The following is a 16,236-nucleotide window of genomic DNA, read 5'->3' on the forward strand; positions in this document are numbered from 1 at the left end:
CTTTTACGCATTTTAGGGCTTTGCAGGGGGGCAGCCACAGGCTAAAAGCACCCCTGCAAACGCCGTGTTACTTGATAATGCGCGCTCTTCGGCGGAGGGGTGGCCGAGTGGCTGAAGGCGGCGGTTTGCTAAACCGTTATACGGTGTTAAGCCGTATCGAGAGTTCGAATCTCTTCCCCTCCGCCAAAACTTCTTGAAAATAAACAAGAAATTGCCAAGCGCCCCACGGGGCGCTTTGGTCGTTTCTGAACGGTTTTTCAGGCTGCTGTGGGGGAATTTGTGGGGACCCCTGCAAAAATCTGCTCCACCTGGACTGGACCCGCTCCTGTTCCTCGACGGTCAGGAAACCCAGATAATTCTGTTCGGTCACCTTCACGGAACTGTGTCCAAGGTGTCGGGACAGGCGGTAGATATTCCCTCCCGCTTTCAGCCACCGCACAGCAAAGGCATGCCGCAGGTCATGCCCCCCGAAGCGCCGGAACAGCGGATTGTCACGCAGGATGCGTCGTATGATCTGGGCGTGGTTGGATGAAAAATTGGCGAACGGTTTGCCAGTAGTGCCGCTGGTGTAGAGGAAGCCGGATGCGGCCCCGTATTCAAGCGCTCTGGTGGCATTGCCGCCGGGTGTGTGCCAGCTGATGGTGCGAGGCCTGCTGGTCTTGGTTTTGGTCAGCAGGATCTGGTGGCTTCGGCTGTCCACCTGCCATCGCTCCAGCATCACGGCTTCATTCATGCGCATGCCTGTCTCGGCCAGGATGGTCAGGATGCCTGCAATCCCCGGTGGCGCCGCGTCGATCGCGGTCTGTATTTCCTTGCGGGTGGGCGGACGCTTTGGTTCACGGCGTTCGCGGATGATCGTGCGGTCAAAGGCCTGCACCGGATTATCTGTCCGCCAGCCGATCGAACAGCAGAAACTGAGCAGTCGGGACAGGGCGGTCAGATCGCGCTGGATGGAGGCGTTGGAGATGGCTTTCCCCTTCCCTTTTCCTTGCGCTTTTATTGACCCGTTGCGTTTACGGTCGCTGATCCAGTCAGCAATATCCCGGGTGGTGATGGAAGCGACCAGCAGAGAACCGAAATGCTCGTCGAAGCGGCGGATGCTGGACAGGTAGCGCGTGCGGACTGATTCTTTCACGCCATCCAGCCCCTCGGTTGACCAGCGTACTACAGCGGCCTTCCATGATTCTTCGCCGGGTACGTCCAGGGCGGTTCTCTCAAGCCTTAGACGTAGCGCCTTTACGCGCCTTTCCGCTTCCCGCGCATCATCTGTGCATAGGCTTTGTCGATATCGCTCTCCGCCAATGATGATCTGTGCCCACCACGTATCGCCGCGAAGGAAGCAGTTCTTCGGTTTTTTGGCTGACTGTCGACGCGGTGGCTTTGGCAATTAGGCTCAGGACTCATTGATTTGAAGTGAGAAGTCTGATTCAGGCTCTGTGAGGAGACTGAAGATGAGTGATCTGTATTGCCAGACACTCTACAACCGCTGGAAGCGCTGCAGTGCGATCGGGATCTTCATCAGAATGATGGATGGTCTGGCTGCTGGACAGGAAGAGTCCCGGACCATCATGATTGATGCGAGCTATCTCAAGGCACATCGTACGGCTTCGAGCCTGCGACTCAAAAAGGGGATCCAGGTCGCCTGATCGGTCGCACAAAAGGCGGTATGAATACGAAGCTGCATGCCATCACCGATCAGAACGGACGACCGCTGAGCTTCTTCATGACGGCGGGGCAGACCAGTGATTATACAGGTGCAGTAGCCCTTCCCGACAGTCTTCCCATAGCCCAATGGATGCTGGCCGATCGCGGGTATGACGCAGATTGGTTTCGGGATGCTCTGGAGGGGAAAGGGATAAAGCCCTGCATTCCTGGCCGGAAATGTCGTGGAAAACCGGTTAGATACGACAGGCGGAAATACAAACGCCGCAGCCGTATCGAGATCATATTCGGAAGAATAAAGGACTGGAGATGGGTCGCAACACGTTATGACAGATGCCCGAATGTCTCCTTCTCAGCCATATGCCTCGCTGCAACCATCATCTTCTGGTTATGAGACCTGAGCCTACCTTCGCCGATGAAATCCGGCGCGTGCTGCGCGAATGGGGTACGGAGCGTTTCAATTATCTGGTCAACATGGTCGGAACGTCCCATAGTGGGCTGTTTAGTGAGGTGACCGAAGAGGATTTCGACGCCGCCTATCGCGTCCACGCCAAAGGTCCTTTTTCCTGACCTAGACCCTGTTGCCACTGATTGCGGACGGTGGCCGGATCGTGAACATCTCATCCGGCCTGACGCGCGTCGCCTATCCCGACCGGGTTGCCTATGCGGCCATGATGAAGGGGGCGGTAGAAGTCATGGCGCATTACATGGCCAAGGAACTCGGGTTTTGCCGCATTGCCGTCAACACAGTGGCGCCGGGTGCGATCCAGACGGATTTCTCGGGAGGTATGGTGCGGGACAATCCGGACATTGCGCGCCATATTGCAGAAGTAACCGCACTCGGACGTCCCGGCCTTCCTGACGACATCGGCCCGATGATCTCCTCCCTGCTGTCCGAGGACAATCACTGGGTGAACGCGCAGCGGATTGAAGTCTCTGGCGGCCATGCCATCTGAACGGGCCGTTCCACAAATGGCATGCCGCACTGCTACCCATCAGGATACCAGCAGACGTTTGCGTGTAATCTTGCCAGATACGGTGGTTGGCAACTGCCTGACAAAGCGGACTTCCTTCAGACCAATCCAGCGCCCGAGAACTTCGTGGACCCGTGCTACGATTTCCTCGGCAGAAGGTGCGCATTCCACCTCGGGATCAGGAACCACGTAGGCGACAGGTCGCTGCCCCCGCAGTTCATCCGGGGTTGCAACCACAGCGCAGGCATGAACGGCAGGGTGAGAAGCAATGATCTTTTCGATCTGTACGCCCGAAATCCGCCGGCCTGCGACCTTGATGACGTCGTCAGAACGCCCGAGCATATGAACGACGCGGTTGGCCTCGATCATGCCTTCGTCGAAGGTACGATAATACCTGCGTGTTTCATCAAGATACGCTGCAGGAGCACGGATCGTCCTGTCCTTCCAGACACCCGCCAGACAGCCAGGGGGCAACGGCAGGGAGAGAACAATCTCGCCGCACCGTTCCCCCGGGATGGACGGCACGATGGCCGGACGGAATCCCGGCGCAGGCCGTCCGATATCATTCATGAGCGCCACCGGCTTACGCTCGGGCAGGCCGAAGAAATGGGCGGTGATGCTCCACCCGGTTTCGGTCTGCCACCAGTGATTGACCACGGGTTTACGAAAATACGACCGCGCCCAGTCCAGCAAGGTTGGATCCGCATATTCCCCGGCAACGAAGATACGGGCCGGCGCAGGCAGGATTGCTCCTGACAGATGGTGGCTTTCCTGTCGCATGAGTCGCATCTGTGTTGGCGTCGTGAACAGGCATTTCACCTCGTGCTCATGACAGAGCGTGTGAACGGCGGAAGCAGATGCGCCTCCTTCCACGATTACGCTGGTGCAACCGCTGATCAGCGGCGCGTAGACGCCATAAGAATGACCGACGACCCAGCCGAGATCCGATGTGGAGAAGAAGGTATCACCAGGTTTGCAGCCATAGATCAGTTCCATGGACAACGCGAGGGCTACGGCATGACCGCCATTGTCGCGCACAATGCCCTTCGCATGACCCGTCGTACCAGATGTGTGAAGAATATAGAGAGGATCTTCGGAACGCAGCGTGACCGGCTCTGCTGGCGCGAAGTGTTCCAGCATGTGGAAATCATGATCCCGCACCGGCAGAAGTGAGGCCGGACAGGCTTTGCGCTGCACGATCACGCAGGCCTGTGGCCGATGCGCGGCCTCGGTCAGTGCCTCATTCAGGGCAGGTGCGGACGGGATTGCTGTCTGGCCCTGAAAGCTGCAACTGGCGGTGATGATGACTTTCGGCGCCACGTCATCAATCCGGCGCGCCAGTTCCGGCCCGGCATAACCTGCAAAAACCACCACATGCACCGCCCCGATCCGCGCACAGGCCAGCATGGCTATGGCTGTTTCGATCATGGTCGGCATGACGATCAGGACACGGTCGCCTTTTTCCACCCCGAGCGAGCGCAGACCACCGGCAAACCCGGTCACCCTGCCCTGCAGTTCCCGGTAGGTTACAACCTGCCGTTCTTTTGTGGCGCAGGAATGCCAGATCAATGCTGCCTGTCCGCCGCGACCATTTTCAACATGCCGGTCCACAGCATTGTAGCAGGTGTTGAGCGTGGCGTCAGGAAACCAGTCATGCCAGCCATCCGCCCGTGTCCTGCATGCGGTCACTGGCGGCTGCTTCCATGTGATGCGCTGTGCCGCATCCAGCCAGAATGTCTCAGGCTGGTTCAGGGCTACGTCATACATCGCCGCGTATGTCGTCCATGCAAGCATGGCGCGTACCTCCGTTCAGGCTACGGGCACGTCTTTGCCGGTGATTTGACTGGCCAGCCACGCGGCGTCACGCGAGACACCGGAGAACCGTCCCGATCCCCATGTGTGCAGCCACGGCAGGCCGAGGAAGTAGAATCCCGGCGCGTCGGTCACGCCGCGATGCCAGACCGGCTTGTTGGCCCCGTTGAAAACAGGCACGTCGATCCAGCGATAGTTCGGGCGGAAGCCGATGCACCAGACGATCGAGGTGATACCTGCGGCCTTCAGGTCGAGCGGCGCGTTGCTACCATCGGGCTCCCAGACGGGTGCATAGGGCGCTTCGGCGGGAGCACTGATCCCTTCACGTGCAATGTAGGCGTCGATGGATTTCTTGATGTCGGCATTGGTCTTGTCCGCATCATCAAGGTTTTCCGCAAGATCCGACGCGAAGTGCGCCACTTCATCGCGGATTGTCTTAAGCGTGCCATGCAGCTCCACGCCCTCCCGGGCAAAGAGCCGCAGATCAAGATCATGGCCTCCATTTCGGCCGGTGACATAATGATTGGTCTTGTCGCGTGCGCCGTCACGCAGGGGGTGATTATCCACCGTAAGATCGTAGAAGTGCATATCCGCAAGCCAGTCCACGACATCGCGGCCACGATAGAATCGCGAGACGCGTGGGGCGGAACCGACGCAAAGGTGGACCTTGCGTTTTTCAAGGAACAGGTCCTCGACAATCTGCGCACCGGACTGACCGCTGCCCACGACCAGAACCGCGCCGTCCGGAAGCTGGGCGGCATTGCGGTAATCCTGTGAGTGGACCTGAGAGATTGATGGATCGATCGCACTGGCATAGCCGGGGATAACCGCATCCTGATAGGCACCTGAAGCGATGACCACATGCTTTGCATGCCATGTCTCTCTGCCCGCCGCCACACGATACCCCCCGCCTTCATGGCGCGTGATGGAGGTGACAGCCGTGTGTTCACGAAGCGGTGGATTGAAGGACTCAACAAAGCCTTTGACGTAGTCGATGATTTCCTGCTTCACCATGAAGCCGTGAGGATCGCTCCCTTTGTAGGGATGACCGGGGAGTTCGCACTGCCAGTTCGGTGTGACCAGGCAAAAATTGTCCCAGCGTTCATCGTCCCACGAATGGCAGGCCGTCTTCGCTTCAAAGACAATGTGCTCCACTTTCTCATGACAGAGATACCAGCTCATGGAGAGCCCGGCCTGTCCGCCACCCACGATAATGACGGGAATGCTTTTTTCGTTCTGTGTCATGGTCGTTCTTTTCGTCTCAACAACTGAAAGACAGGACACGCACCTGCGCATCGGGTCGATTGAGGAAGGGCGCACTGGCCTGTCGAATGGCGTGCAGTTGGCCAAGGGCGCGGCTGCATGGGAAGCCGTAGCGGGCGCGAACCCGCTCGCTGGCTTCTGTCAGGGCGGTGTGCGCCTTTTCAAGAAATTCCCGGACCGGATAATCCTGACCGGGCGTGAAGTGGTCTCTTATGACCAGCGATGGGGAGTAACAGTCGGTCTCCTTCCCACCGGGCCAGCGCACACGAAAGGTCATTTCGGGCATGGTGACAAAGCTCCTGAATCAGGGGCATCGGCATGCCATAGAGCAGCCAGACGCCGGTACGCAGGGAGGTGCCGACCTGCCACGCTGCGCCAGTCGAAACGGCGGGCCGTTGCGGGGCCGCTGACCCGAAAATGGTCGCGGCTTTTGACATTCAGCGCGTCCCGCAAGGCCAGAAGCAGGGTGTCGGAACACGTTAGGTCGCACCACAGCGCATCCGCCCGCGAAAGGTGCTCGGTGAAGGGAGCAATCTCCGGCACAATGGCAGCCGTGCCACAGGCCAGCGCCTCCAGCGGGCACAGGCCGAACCCTTCTGTTACGGACGGATAAGCCAGCACGGCAGCCTGCCGGTAAAAGGCAGGCATGTCGTCATCCGCAACCGGTCCGGTTATGGTCACGTGATCCACTGCACCGCTTTCGCGCAGACGTGCCGCGAACAGCGTGCGGTAGACAGAATGATCCAGCAATGAAGCCCCGCCCGCCACAACCAGATGCACATCAGGCTGTTCGCGCCGAAGGGCAAGAAACGCGTCGAGCAGTTGCAGGGTATTCTTGCGGCGCTCGATGCCGCCGACCGTCAGGATCAGGCGATGGCCAGCCGGCAGACGATACCGTGCCCGCAGCGAGGTATCGTGCGTAGTTGGTGCGGGCGAAAAGCGCACGGGATCAACCCCATTGCTGACAACGGGCGCTTTGCGATCATGGTCGTCACGCAGGGCACTTTCCCACATCGCGCTGACGGTAAAGAGTTCGGTCGCCGCCATAAAGCCCCGCTCCTGCCGCGCGGCAAGGACGGGGGGAGAGAAATGATCGAGATGGTGGACCGTGCGGGCAAAGCCCGGTATCCGCCCCTTTTCCACCAGATCGGCCAGCGCATTGGCGCTGATGGGGTCCTGCGCGTGCAGCACGTCAAAATGCTGCCCATGCAGTGCGTCCCTGATTTCACCAATGCGGCGTTCCACCAGCGTTGGCAGATCGGTCTCCGGCACAGCCGGAATACAGTATGTGGCGCAGCGGGGCGTGCGGAAAAAACCAGTCCCGGTCACATCCGGGGCAATCAGCGTCGCGTCATGGCCAGCATCGCACAGGGCTTCCGCCAGCGCCATACCATGCACTACACCGCCGCGCGGATTGGTGGAATGGGTCAGGATGCCGATGGACAGACTCATGGCGCAAACCCCATGAGCGGCGTCCGGGCAAGATCCCAGAAGGTTTCCTTCTCATCCGTCCATGTGACATCCACACGCCGCGTCTCATTGCACTGGCCGATGGCAGAAGCTGCAATGCCTCGCCCATGAAAGCGGGCGATGACCGCATCCGCATCTTCGGGACGCGCCGTAAGCAGATAGCCATAGCTGGGGAATGCGGACAGCCAGCGTTCCATAGGCGCGGCATCGGGGCGCGGAATGTCATCAAGCGTGATCGTCATGCCCACGCCTGAACATTCGGCCAGCATGAGGGCAGTCCCCAGCAGTCCGGCCATACTGATGTCCTTGGCGGCACGGCTTAGCCCCTCTTCGGCTATGCATGGAAGAAGTTCGAGATCACCCCGCAGACGTGCTGCCCCTTCGGTGCCGCACAGGGCGGAGCTTGCATCCCAGAACGGGTGCGGATCGTGCCAGCGGCCACGCAGGTCGATGGCGGCGATCAGAACCTCGCCCGGTCGGGCATCGAAGCTGGTCAGCAGATGACGGGCACGGCCAAGGATCGCCACTGACAGCGAGTTGTGAGTGCTGCGCATGTTGGTATGTCCGCCAACAACAGGCACGTCATAGGTACGTGCTCCATCATGCAGACCGGTCAGTATGGACGCGGCCGTCTCGGACGTATCGCTCCACAACGCATCCACCACGACCACCGGACGACCACCCATGGCCGCGATGTCGCTGACATTGACCATTACGCCGCAATACCCGGCAAACCACGGCATTGAGCGGACAAAGCTGTCCTGAAATCCCTCACTGGCCAGCAGAAGATAGCCGTTACCGTCCGGAATTGCAGCGCAGTCATCGCCAAGGCGGATGGCATCAGGATTTGCAGGCTTCAGGATCGCAGCCGCTTCAGCAATATCCTGTTTGCCCGCAAGGGCGCGACCGTGACGCAACGTGCGCAGCAGTGAGGCAAGTTCGTATGCCATCACGCCACCTGCCGCGGTCGGGGTTGCGGACGCAGCAGCCATGTCTGGTCCTGACCGTGCGCCGGATAGCGCGCAAGGTCGGCCTGCATGTCGTGATGCGGCAGGCCATGCAGCGTGATGACGCCGAGACTCTTCCAGTGCAGGCGGCGGAAAAACAGCACATTCTGTTCCTGCACCTGTGCCAGGAACCGCGTGGCCCCAAGCCTGTGCGCCGTGCTGACCGCCATACGGATAAGTTCCGCCCCGATCCTTCCGAGCTTGCGGTGATCGGCATGGACCGCCAGACGGGAACCACGCCAGACACCGGGCTCGGCTTCATGGATACGTACCGCGCCCACGATCCGGTCCGGCATTCCCGCGATACAGCAGGCCGCGATGATGGGAATGGCAACCGCATCGATTGCGTCCTGATCATCCTCTGAAAAAACGTGCTGTTCTGCGCAGAACACTTCGCGGCGCAGCGCATGATAACCGGCACGTTCCCACGGTGTGCGGGCAAGGCGTACGACATATTCCGTGGGGATGAAGGGCCGGTCTTTCACGCCTTCGAGCATCACACTCATTGTTCGTACGCCGAGAGCGAGGAACAGGCACCACATCGGCCACACCCGGCCCGGATGTCGGTGGATTTCATGTTTGCCTCGCGCAGCATCCGGCCCAGCGGCGCCAGCACGGATTTCATGAACTCGGCTGAAGGCGGCGCGTGATTTTCCAGCGGTGTGCCGGAAATGGGCACGAACGGCACGACGAAGGGATAGACCCCGAGGGCAATCAGGCATTCGGCCAGAGCCAGAATGTCTTCGGCGCTATCGCCTAGCCCTGCAAGAATGTAGGTATTGACCTGCCCGCGCCCGAAGATCGGCACGGCGGACGCAAAGGCGTCCATGTAGCGATCGACGCTGACCGTGGCCTTGCCGGGCATGATCTTCTCGCGCACGGCCTGTGTTGCGGCTTCGAGGTGCATGCCGAGACTGTCGGCCCCCGCCTCGCGCAGGCGCTGGAACCAGCCGTGGTCACGCGGCGGCTCACACTGGACCTGAAGCGGCAGGTTCACTGCCGCCCGGATGGCACGGGCTGATTCCGCCAGCACGGCAGCGCCCCGATCAATCACGTTGGGTGTCCCGGTGGTCAGTACCATATCGCGCACGCCGTCCAGTTCCACGGCGGCCTTGGCCACTTCGGCAAGCTGCGCTGGTGTCTTGCAGGCGATCGTCCGGTCGGCCTCCAGCGACTGGCCGATGGCGCAGAACTGGCAGGACGTGCGCCGGTCGGCATAGCGGATGCAGGTCTGGTGCACCGTGGTCGCCAGCGTATCACGACCATGCAGAAGGGCGATCTTCCAGTAAGGAATACCGTCCGCCGTGCTCAGGCCATAAAAGCGCGGGGTAGCCGGAAAATGGATCGTGCCCAGTGTCTGACCATCACGCAGCAGCGTGCTTGTTCCACTCTGGTCAGGCAGACTGGCCTGAAACGGAGACCGTCGCGCACCGGACGTATAAACCGGAACCATGACGGTCTGACCCGCGATGGTGATTGTCTTGTGGTCGGAAGGACCGGCGCCGCCCTTGCGGGCGATCCCCCCGGTCTGCTCGCCGATCTGAAGCCCGAAGGATTGCAGGTCAGTGACAAGCCTGCGGCCGGAAAGCGTGCCGCGTGTTGGAACGGTCATGGCGCAACCTCATCTGTATATGCAGGAAACAGATCGGCTTCCCCAACGTAATGGACAGTGCGGGCAGGCTTCCGGTCATGAAGCAGGCTGAGCAGTTCGGGTCGTGCGTAATGCCCCACGGAATCCATCATCCGCTTGCGCTTGGTAATCAGGGCGAAATCGAGATCAGCGATCACCATCCCCTCGCCTTCCGTCAGCGGCGTACCCAGCAGCTTGCCTTCGGGCGAGACGATGGCGGTGAAGCATCCACCCCGCAGCGGCCCTTCCAGTGCAGGGTCGCGCGCTATGTCCCTGATCTGATCTTCCGTGAGCCAGCCTGTGGCGTTCACCACAAAGCAGCCGGATTCCAGCGCATGGTGCCGGATGGTGACTTCCATCTGGTCGGCAAAGATCTGGCCCACCAGAGAACCGGGGAACTGTGCGCAGTGGATTTCCTCATGCTGGGTCATCAGCGCGTAGCGGGCGAGCGGGTTGTAATGCTCCCAGCAGGCCAGAGCGCCGATGCGCCCGGCCGCACTTTCCACCACTTTCAGCCCCGAACCATCCCCCTGCCCCCAGACCATGCGCTCATGGTAAGTGGGCGTGATCTTGCGGCGTTTGAGCAGGATCTCGCCTGTCGCATCAAAGATGATCTGCGTATTGTAGAGCGTGCCGAAATCGCGCTCGTTCACGCCCAACACTACGACCATGCCGGTCTGGCGCGCGGCCTCGGCCACCATGTCCGTCACCGGACCGGGGATGACGACAGCGCGTTCGTAAAGCGCCAGATGCTCGCCGCCGAAGCGGAAAGCCGGCTGGATGAATGAGAAATAGGGATAATAGGGCACGAAGGTTTCAGGAAAGACCGCAAGCGCAACGCCTTTTTCGGCGGCATCGCGGATGGCCTGACAGACTTTCCGGGCAGTCCCCAGACCATCGTCACCAAGGACGGGGCTGATCTGGATGGCTGCGGCGCGAACGATACGGGACATGGCTTGCGGTCCTCCCTTCGGCCTTCAGAGAGTCCAGGTATTGAGGATGAAGGCGTTATCGCGGCGGGCCAGCAGGATGATGTCGAGCACGTCCTGCGGATTGATCGGCGTGATGCCGGGGATAAGGTTCTGCTCGCCGTAGCCATAAAGGGCCTGAAGCGCGAAGCGGCAGGCATAGACTTTGCCGCCTTCTTCAAGGATTTTCGCGATCTGCTTATTGCAGTTCATGTGCCCCGGAAAGGCCTCGTCACCCAGACGGGGAAAACCGCGCTGCACACCAAGGGTCACGCCCGGACCGTACAGCAGCACCGACGTCTCGAAACCCTTGCGGATCAGGCGGGTGGCCTGCAAAAGGTTTACAAACCCGACCGAACCTTCATTGGCAACGGTATGAAAAGTGATGAGGGCTTTTTCGCCGGGCTGGGCTTTGACGTCCTCGAAGACCTTGTTTTCATAATTGACGAAGCAATCGCCATCTTTATGCGGAGCGTGTTCGACTTTCGGCATGGTATGTCTCCCGTGTGCTGCGGTCTCCGGCGGGAAGCCGGGACTGACCGCGTTGCCGAGACGAACGTGGCACGGGATGGCGGAGAGCCAAAATATTGTATGCCTTTTGACAAGCGTGCAAACGGATCAAATAAAATCAGACACACCTCTCATGCCAAGACAGAGGCATACAAAAAATATACATCAACCATACAATCGTAAGAACTGACCGTAAGTATCTGTTTTAACACGATTTTACAATCACGCATTCGTGAATAAAGAGCCTTTTTGTTTTCCGGAATATCCGCCTTCCATCTCATGAAATCAGAAGATTTCGTCAATTCCGGGTTCTACCATCCGGTCACACAATATCGGCAAAACCGGGGGAGCGTTTGTGCTGCAGGACAGACAGCACTCCATGCAGGGATTCCTCAAGGCTCGCGGCGTCCGGTGCGCTGCCGAGTGCGATCCGCGCCCGCTGCGGGGGCTCGCCACTGATGGTGAAAACGGTACTGGGCACCAGCGCCAGACCCCGCCTGCGGGCATAGGCCACAAAATCCGCACTGCCCCACCAGTCAGGCAGTTTCAGCCAGACATGCGGTCCGTCCGGATTCATGCAGTGCCCCTCCCCAAGTACCTTGCGGGCAATGGACTGGCGCAGGCGCAGTTCCGTGCGGATGGCATGCAGGATCGTATGGGCCTGCTGCGTCTGCATCCACCGCGCTGTCAACGCGCTAAGCAGGCCGGCATTGGTCAGGGCTATGGCCCGGATGGCCGCCGTAACCCGCCGGGTCATATCCGCATTGGGCAGGGCAACATAAGCCGTGCGCAGGCCAGGACTGATCGTCTTGGCGAGGGTGGCCACATAGCTGACACGGCTATGGTCTAGGGCTGCAAGTGCTGGCAGCGGATTGTCCATCAAAAGACTGTAGGGGTCGTCCTCGGCAATATGCAGATGATGGCGCTGGGCGACCTTCAGGATGTCCTTGCGTCGTTGCAGGGACATCGTGGCTGTGGTGGGATTGTGGATGGTCGGGATGCAGTAGAGCATCCGGGGATGATGCTCGGCGCAGACCCGGTCGAGCTGGTCCGGCATCATCCCTTCCATGTCACTGTCCACACCGACCAGAATGAGATCGAACTGCGCCGCGATGGTCCGGATGCCCGGATAAGCAATACGATCGGTGACAATGACATCGCCGGGCTGGGTGTGCGTGCTGACGATCGCCGCAAGCGCACTCTGAGCGCCCGGTGAGACAAGGATTTCGTCCGTTCGCCGCTGCCCGATGACGGGCGCGATCCATTTCGCGCCCAGCTGGCGTTCTTCCTGTGTGCCGCCCGTTACCCGATAGGACATCAGGCTGTTCAGATCCTGCTGCTTCAGGATGGCCGTAATATCGCTCTGGATAATGCGTTGAAGGGGCGGGTCCTGCGGGATGGGCGGCAGGTTCATGGTCAGGTCAACCACGGCGGGACCGGTATGACGCCAGTGGCTTTCCCCTGCACCAACACGGACAAAGGTGCCCCGGCCGACCGTCGCGTCAATCAGGCCACGCCGCCGCGCCTCGGTAAACGCCCGGGTCACGGTCGTCAGATTGGTGCCAAGATGCTCCGCGATTGTTCGCTGTGGCGGCAGCCTGTCCCCTTCCCGCAGATCGCCCTTGCGGATGGAAAGTGCCAGGGCATCAGCCAGCGTCATGTAAATCGCATTCGGACTGCAGCTGATCTCTTCTTTCCAGTGGGCAAGATAAGGGTATGCAGACATGGGATAGAATTTCCATACATTCGATGAAATTCCATTTGACCATATGTCATACAATCAGCGCAATCACGATACCGGCAAGACTGGATATTCGGCGCAGGGGGTCTTACCCGTCTCGACCGGGAATGTATTTCCGCGGGAGACTGAAGGTTCTAAACAAGGTGGCTGGAAGACCAGACCTGAAATTAAGGCGATGAGAAGTTATTCGTCCGAGAATAGGATGAGATGATCAGAATCGATCTCGGCAGGACCATGTCGGAATACAGGCACTGCACAATGGTTGTGCTCGCTATCTGCTGCGCATTCCTGTCAGTAGTGGCTGATGCCAGCGACCGTCCTGCCCCAGGGACCACTGCCAATATCGTAGATCCGGACATCGATGAACGTGTTATGACTATACATCTCCGGGTGGGCGGGTCTGTCCGGGCCATCTTCAGTTCTCCGGAGCGGCCACGGGCAACGATCATCATGTTTCCTGGCGGAACAGGTGACATCGGTCTCGGGCAGGACGGGCGCATCCGGCATGCCGACAACTTCGTCGTGCGAACCCGCGAGGTATGGAACAGGCACGGCTATGCGGTGCTCATTCCGGACACGGTTGGCCACATCAATCTTCGAGGGCAGCGTAGTTCCGCGTGCTATGCCCATCTTGTCGAGGATATCATCGTTTTCGTACACTGGCAGGATTCAGGCCCTGTTTTTCTGATCGGTACAAGTCAGGGTGCGATTGCCGCCGTCAATGGCGCGGTCCATGCCGCTCCGGGGGATATTGCCGGTGTTGTGCTGACTGAATCGGTGTCCGTTATGGGAAGTAGCGGGGAAACCGTTTTCAGTGCCCATCCAGAGAAGGTACAGCCGCCGGTTCTTGTTGTTGCTAATCGCGATGATCGATGCAACGTCGCCCTGTCACAAGACGCAAAGCGAATTGGCTCGGCCATGACAGGCAGTCATGAAGTCACCGTGTTAATGGTGGCAGGCGGTAAAACCCGGTCTGGAAAAAACTGTGGTTCGCTTGCGCCACACGGTTATTTCGGCATTGAGGCAGAGGTCATTATCAGGATCATTATACCAACGGTTATAGAGACTGACCTGTATGAGCCCACTTTCTGAGACCGATGGATCGGATGGTTTCCGGCAGGTCGGCAAGGTTGTTCCAGGCGGAACAGGCGGCGTCGATGATGTGCTCGATGCCGTCAAAGACGGTATTGGACAACCAGTTGGCGCGTAGGAACTGCCAGATATTCTCGACCGGGTTCAGTTCGGGAGCACGGGACGGTAGGAAGATCAGGCTGACATTGCGGGGCATTTTGAGCTTGGGCGTAGTATGCCATCCGGCGCGATCGAGCAGGACGACCGCGTGGGCCCCTCGTGTCACGCAACGCGAGATTTCCTCGATATGCAGTTGCATGCTGGCCGTGCCGGTGAATGGAAGCGCCAAGCCAGCGGCTTTGCCGCGCGCCGGGCAGATCGCCCCGAACAGCCAGGCATTGTCGTAGCGCTGGTCGGCCGGCTGGCGTGGCCGCGTGCCTCGCCGGGCCCATTGCCGGACGATGCCGTTCTTCTGGCCGATCCGGGCCTCGTTCTGGAACCAGATCTCGATCGACTTTCCCTTCGGCAGATGGCCGGTGTGGGCGCTCAGGATGCGAGGGAAGTTTTTTGAATGCCTCCATGACGGCAGGATCCTGCCCCGGATGACGCGGCCGGGCGCTGACATGGGAAAAACCAAGCCGTTTCAGCAGGGTGGATACGTGACGCTCATGATAGACGACGCCGAAGCGCTCTTCGATCACGCGTTGTAGATCGACGCGGCGCCAGCGCACCACGCCATCGCGCTGCCGATCCGGACCCGCCTCGACCAGCGCCTTCAATTCGGCCTGCTGTGCGGCATTCAGACGGCAGGCCGGCCCTGCGTGCTGATAGTCGCGCAGGCCATCGGGCCCTTCGGCATTGAAACGGTGAACCCAGTCTCGCAATGTCTGGCGGTCCATGCCACCTACGCGAGCTGCATCGGTGCGGTTTGCCCCGTCACGGATCGCCGCCAGGGCCAGAAGTCGGCGCGCAGCATTCGCATGCCGACTGCGTGCCGCAAGCCGCCTCAGGTCAGAGGCCGAATAGTCATCCCGTAGCTTCACCGCCCTCGTCATCAGTCAGTTCCTCCCGCAGCAAGAGAAACAGAGCCAACTCCGTTCGTCACTTCACATACGAGTCAGTGGCTACATCCTTTGGTATTACATGGCTGGATGCCACGATCCGAACTTCTGCCTTGAGATAGAACAAGGCGCTTGTTGGGATATGGATCTGTGTTTACCCTACCGTCAGGCATTTTGTTCAGCAGCCTGTTCCGTAAGGATAACCGGGATGCAGTCAAACAAAATCTCCCGACGACAACAGGGCGTGTGCGAACCAGATGCTTTCACTACTTTTCTTCCGGGAAGCCGATATTGATCACATAGACGCATCCCATCTGGATGCCTCCTGTTAGCCGGAACCGGGATGCCATGCGCCAGTCTGGACTTGCGACGGTTTTGTGCCGGTCAGAAAGTGATTACGCCACCCTTGCTTTGAAAGCGAGGGGGCTGATGTCGCCCAGATATGAATGGCCTCGGCGTGGATTGTAGAACCCATTGATATACTGGAAGATGGCGGCCGTAGCCTCGCGACGGGTGGACCAGTTCTGTCTCCGGAGCCGTTCGGCCTTCAGACTTTCGAAAACTGTTTCGACAGCAGCGTTGTCAAAACAGTTTTCCTTTCCGGACATTGAAGCCAGCAGCCCATGGGCCAGCAATTTTTTTCTGGAAATCATGAGAGCCGTACCGGTTGCCACGATCAGAGTGGAAAATGCAGCCAGGCGCCGGATCACGTCGCCGCACCGCCATGTCCAAGGCACGGATAACCAGATCCTTTTTCATCCGGTTGCTGACAGCCCACCTGATCACGCGACGACTGAACAGATCGATGACGACCGCCTAGGCTCAGGACCCATTGATTTGTGTAGGGAATTTTGATTCAGGCTCTGCAAGGAGACTGAAGATGAGCGACCTGTTTTGGCTGACGGATGAACAGATGGAGTGTCTGCGGCCGTTTTTTCCCAAGAGTATCCGTTGTGGTCAAGCGGCTTTTGGCATCCAAAGCCGATCTTTGTGAAGCAGGGCGTTTGCGAGGACGATGAGCTTTCGCATGATTGCGGTAATGGCGATCTTGGCGTGTTTTCCCTTTA

At 59.4% G+C, this 16,236-nt stretch carries 16 protein-coding genes, 1 tRNA gene and 3 pseudogenes; 6 read left to right on the forward strand and 14 right to left on the reverse strand.

Features of this window, described 5'->3' with window-relative positions; genetic code table 11:
* Positions 1–93 precede the first annotated feature (93 nt).
* Positions 94–186, forward strand: a tRNA-Ser gene (locus tag ACBR42_RS12300).
* Here the strand turns inward: ACBR42_RS12300 and ACBR42_RS12305 are convergent.
* Positions 137–739, reverse strand: a complete 603-nt coding sequence (locus ACBR42_RS12305) for a tyrosine-type recombinase/integrase (RefSeq protein WP_371208208.1) — start codon at positions 737–739, stop codon at positions 137–139. The two genes, ACBR42_RS12300 and ACBR42_RS12305, sit on opposite strands and share 50 nt — an antisense overlap.
* 25 nt (positions 740–764) lie before the next feature.
* Between ACBR42_RS12305 and ACBR42_RS12310 the strand changes: the two genes are divergently transcribed.
* The 4 genes and pseudogenes from ACBR42_RS12310 (at position 765) to ACBR42_RS12325 (ending at position 2,618) form a co-directional block, all read left to right on the forward strand.
* Complete coding sequence (locus ACBR42_RS12310) at positions 765–1,112, forward strand: hypothetical protein (RefSeq protein ID WP_371208193.1); 348 nt, start codon at positions 765–767, stop codon at positions 1,110–1,112.
* A 357-nt stretch (positions 1,113–1,469) separates the two neighbouring features.
* Positions 1,470–2,056: pseudogene (locus tag ACBR42_RS12315) on the forward strand (IS5 family transposase); the annotation flags it as partial.
* Positions 2,053–2,232, forward strand: coding sequence for a hypothetical protein (locus ACBR42_RS12320; RefSeq protein ID WP_371208194.1), 180 nt, complete (start codon positions 2,053–2,055; stop codon positions 2,230–2,232). The pseudogene ACBR42_RS12315 and the gene ACBR42_RS12320, both read left to right, overlap by 4 nt.
* 41 nt (positions 2,233–2,273) lie before the next feature.
* Complete coding sequence (locus ACBR42_RS12325) at positions 2,274–2,618, forward strand: SDR family oxidoreductase (protein ID WP_371208195.1); 345 nt, start codon at positions 2,274–2,276, stop codon at positions 2,616–2,618.
* A 39-nt stretch (positions 2,619–2,657) separates the two neighbouring features.
* On the opposite strand, the gene ACBR42_RS12330 is transcribed toward ACBR42_RS12325, so the two are convergent.
* The 10 genes from ACBR42_RS12330 to ACBR42_RS12375 form a co-directional block, all read right to left on the reverse strand.
* A complete protein-coding gene (locus ACBR42_RS12330) occupies positions 2,658–4,430 on the reverse strand; it encodes an AMP-binding protein (protein ID WP_371208196.1) in 1,773 nt (590 codons plus the stop codon).
* A 15-nt stretch (positions 4,431–4,445) separates the two neighbouring features.
* Positions 4,446–5,693: an MSMEG_0569 family flavin-dependent oxidoreductase gene (locus tag ACBR42_RS12335; RefSeq protein ID WP_371208197.1), complete on the reverse strand. Its 1,248-nt coding sequence runs from the start codon at positions 5,691–5,693 to the stop codon at positions 4,446–4,448.
* Between the two features lie 16 nt (positions 5,694–5,709).
* Positions 5,710–5,997, reverse strand: a complete 288-nt coding sequence (locus ACBR42_RS12340) for an MSMEG_0570 family nitrogen starvation response protein (RefSeq protein WP_371208198.1) — start codon at positions 5,995–5,997, stop codon at positions 5,710–5,712.
* On the reverse strand, positions 5,985–7,163 hold the full coding sequence (locus ACBR42_RS12345) for an MSMEG_0565 family glycosyltransferase (protein ID WP_371208199.1): 1,179 nt from the start codon (positions 7,161–7,163) through the stop codon (positions 5,985–5,987). The genes ACBR42_RS12340 and ACBR42_RS12345 overlap by 13 nt, the downstream gene beginning before the upstream one ends.
* The gene (locus ACBR42_RS12350) at positions 7,160–8,134 is read right to left on the reverse strand and encodes a sll0787 family AIR synthase-like protein (protein WP_371208209.1); all 975 of its coding nucleotides are present in this window, start codon (positions 8,132–8,134) and stop codon (positions 7,160–7,162) included. Before ACBR42_RS12350 ends, ACBR42_RS12345 begins: the two co-directional genes overlap by 4 nt.
* The gene (locus ACBR42_RS12355; protein WP_371208200.1) at positions 8,131–8,694 is read right to left on the reverse strand and encodes an MSMEG_0567/Sll0786 family nitrogen starvation N-acetyltransferase; all 564 of its coding nucleotides are present in this window, start codon (positions 8,692–8,694) and stop codon (positions 8,131–8,133) included. Before ACBR42_RS12355 ends, ACBR42_RS12350 begins: the two co-directional genes overlap by 4 nt.
* Complete coding sequence (locus tag ACBR42_RS12360; RefSeq protein ID WP_371208201.1) at positions 8,691–9,800, reverse strand: MSMEG_0568 family radical SAM protein; 1,110 nt, start codon at positions 9,798–9,800, stop codon at positions 8,691–8,693. The genes ACBR42_RS12355 and ACBR42_RS12360 overlap by 4 nt, the downstream gene beginning before the upstream one ends.
* On the reverse strand, positions 9,797–10,771 hold the full coding sequence (locus ACBR42_RS12365) for a Nit6803 family nitrilase (RefSeq protein WP_371208202.1): 975 nt from the start codon (positions 10,769–10,771) through the stop codon (positions 9,797–9,799). Before ACBR42_RS12365 ends, ACBR42_RS12360 begins: the two co-directional genes overlap by 4 nt.
* 24 nt (positions 10,772–10,795) lie before the next feature.
* Entirely contained in the window at positions 10,796–11,278 is a 483-nt protein-coding gene (locus ACBR42_RS12370; RefSeq protein WP_010512648.1) for an MSMEG_0572/Sll0783 family nitrogen starvation response protein, read from the reverse strand.
* A 340-nt stretch (positions 11,279–11,618) separates the two neighbouring features.
* Complete coding sequence (locus ACBR42_RS12375) at positions 11,619–13,022, reverse strand: PLP-dependent aminotransferase family protein (RefSeq protein WP_371208203.1); 1,404 nt, start codon at positions 13,020–13,022, stop codon at positions 11,619–11,621.
* Between the two features lie 222 nt (positions 13,023–13,244).
* Between ACBR42_RS12375 and ACBR42_RS12380 the strand changes: the two genes are divergently transcribed.
* Positions 13,245–14,129, forward strand: coding sequence for an alpha/beta hydrolase (locus ACBR42_RS12380; protein WP_371208204.1), 885 nt, complete (start codon positions 13,245–13,247; stop codon positions 14,127–14,129).
* Here the strand turns inward: ACBR42_RS12380 and ACBR42_RS12385 are convergent.
* The 3 genes and pseudogenes from ACBR42_RS12385 to ACBR42_RS17220 all read right to left on the reverse strand — a co-directional run.
* A protein-coding gene (locus ACBR42_RS12385) for an IS630 family transposase (protein WP_371208205.1) occupies positions 14,095–15,163 on the reverse strand; the annotation gives its coding sequence in 2 pieces (ribosomal slippage) (positions 14,095–14,677 and positions 14,676–15,163; 1,071 coding nt in all). The genes ACBR42_RS12380 and ACBR42_RS12385 overlap by 35 nt on opposite strands.
* A 401-nt stretch (positions 15,164–15,564) precedes the next feature.
* Positions 15,565–15,985, reverse strand: a pseudogene (locus ACBR42_RS12390) (IS3 family transposase); the annotation flags it as partial.
* 141 nt (positions 15,986–16,126) lie between these two features.
* A pseudogene (locus tag ACBR42_RS17220) lies at positions 16,127–16,236 on the reverse strand (IS110 family transposase); the annotation flags it as partial.

Origin of the sequence: Komagataeibacter sp. SM21 (genome assembly GCF_041402665.1) — a bacterium.
Lineage (GTDB): Bacteria > Pseudomonadota > Alphaproteobacteria > Acetobacterales > Acetobacteraceae > Komagataeibacter > Komagataeibacter saccharivorans.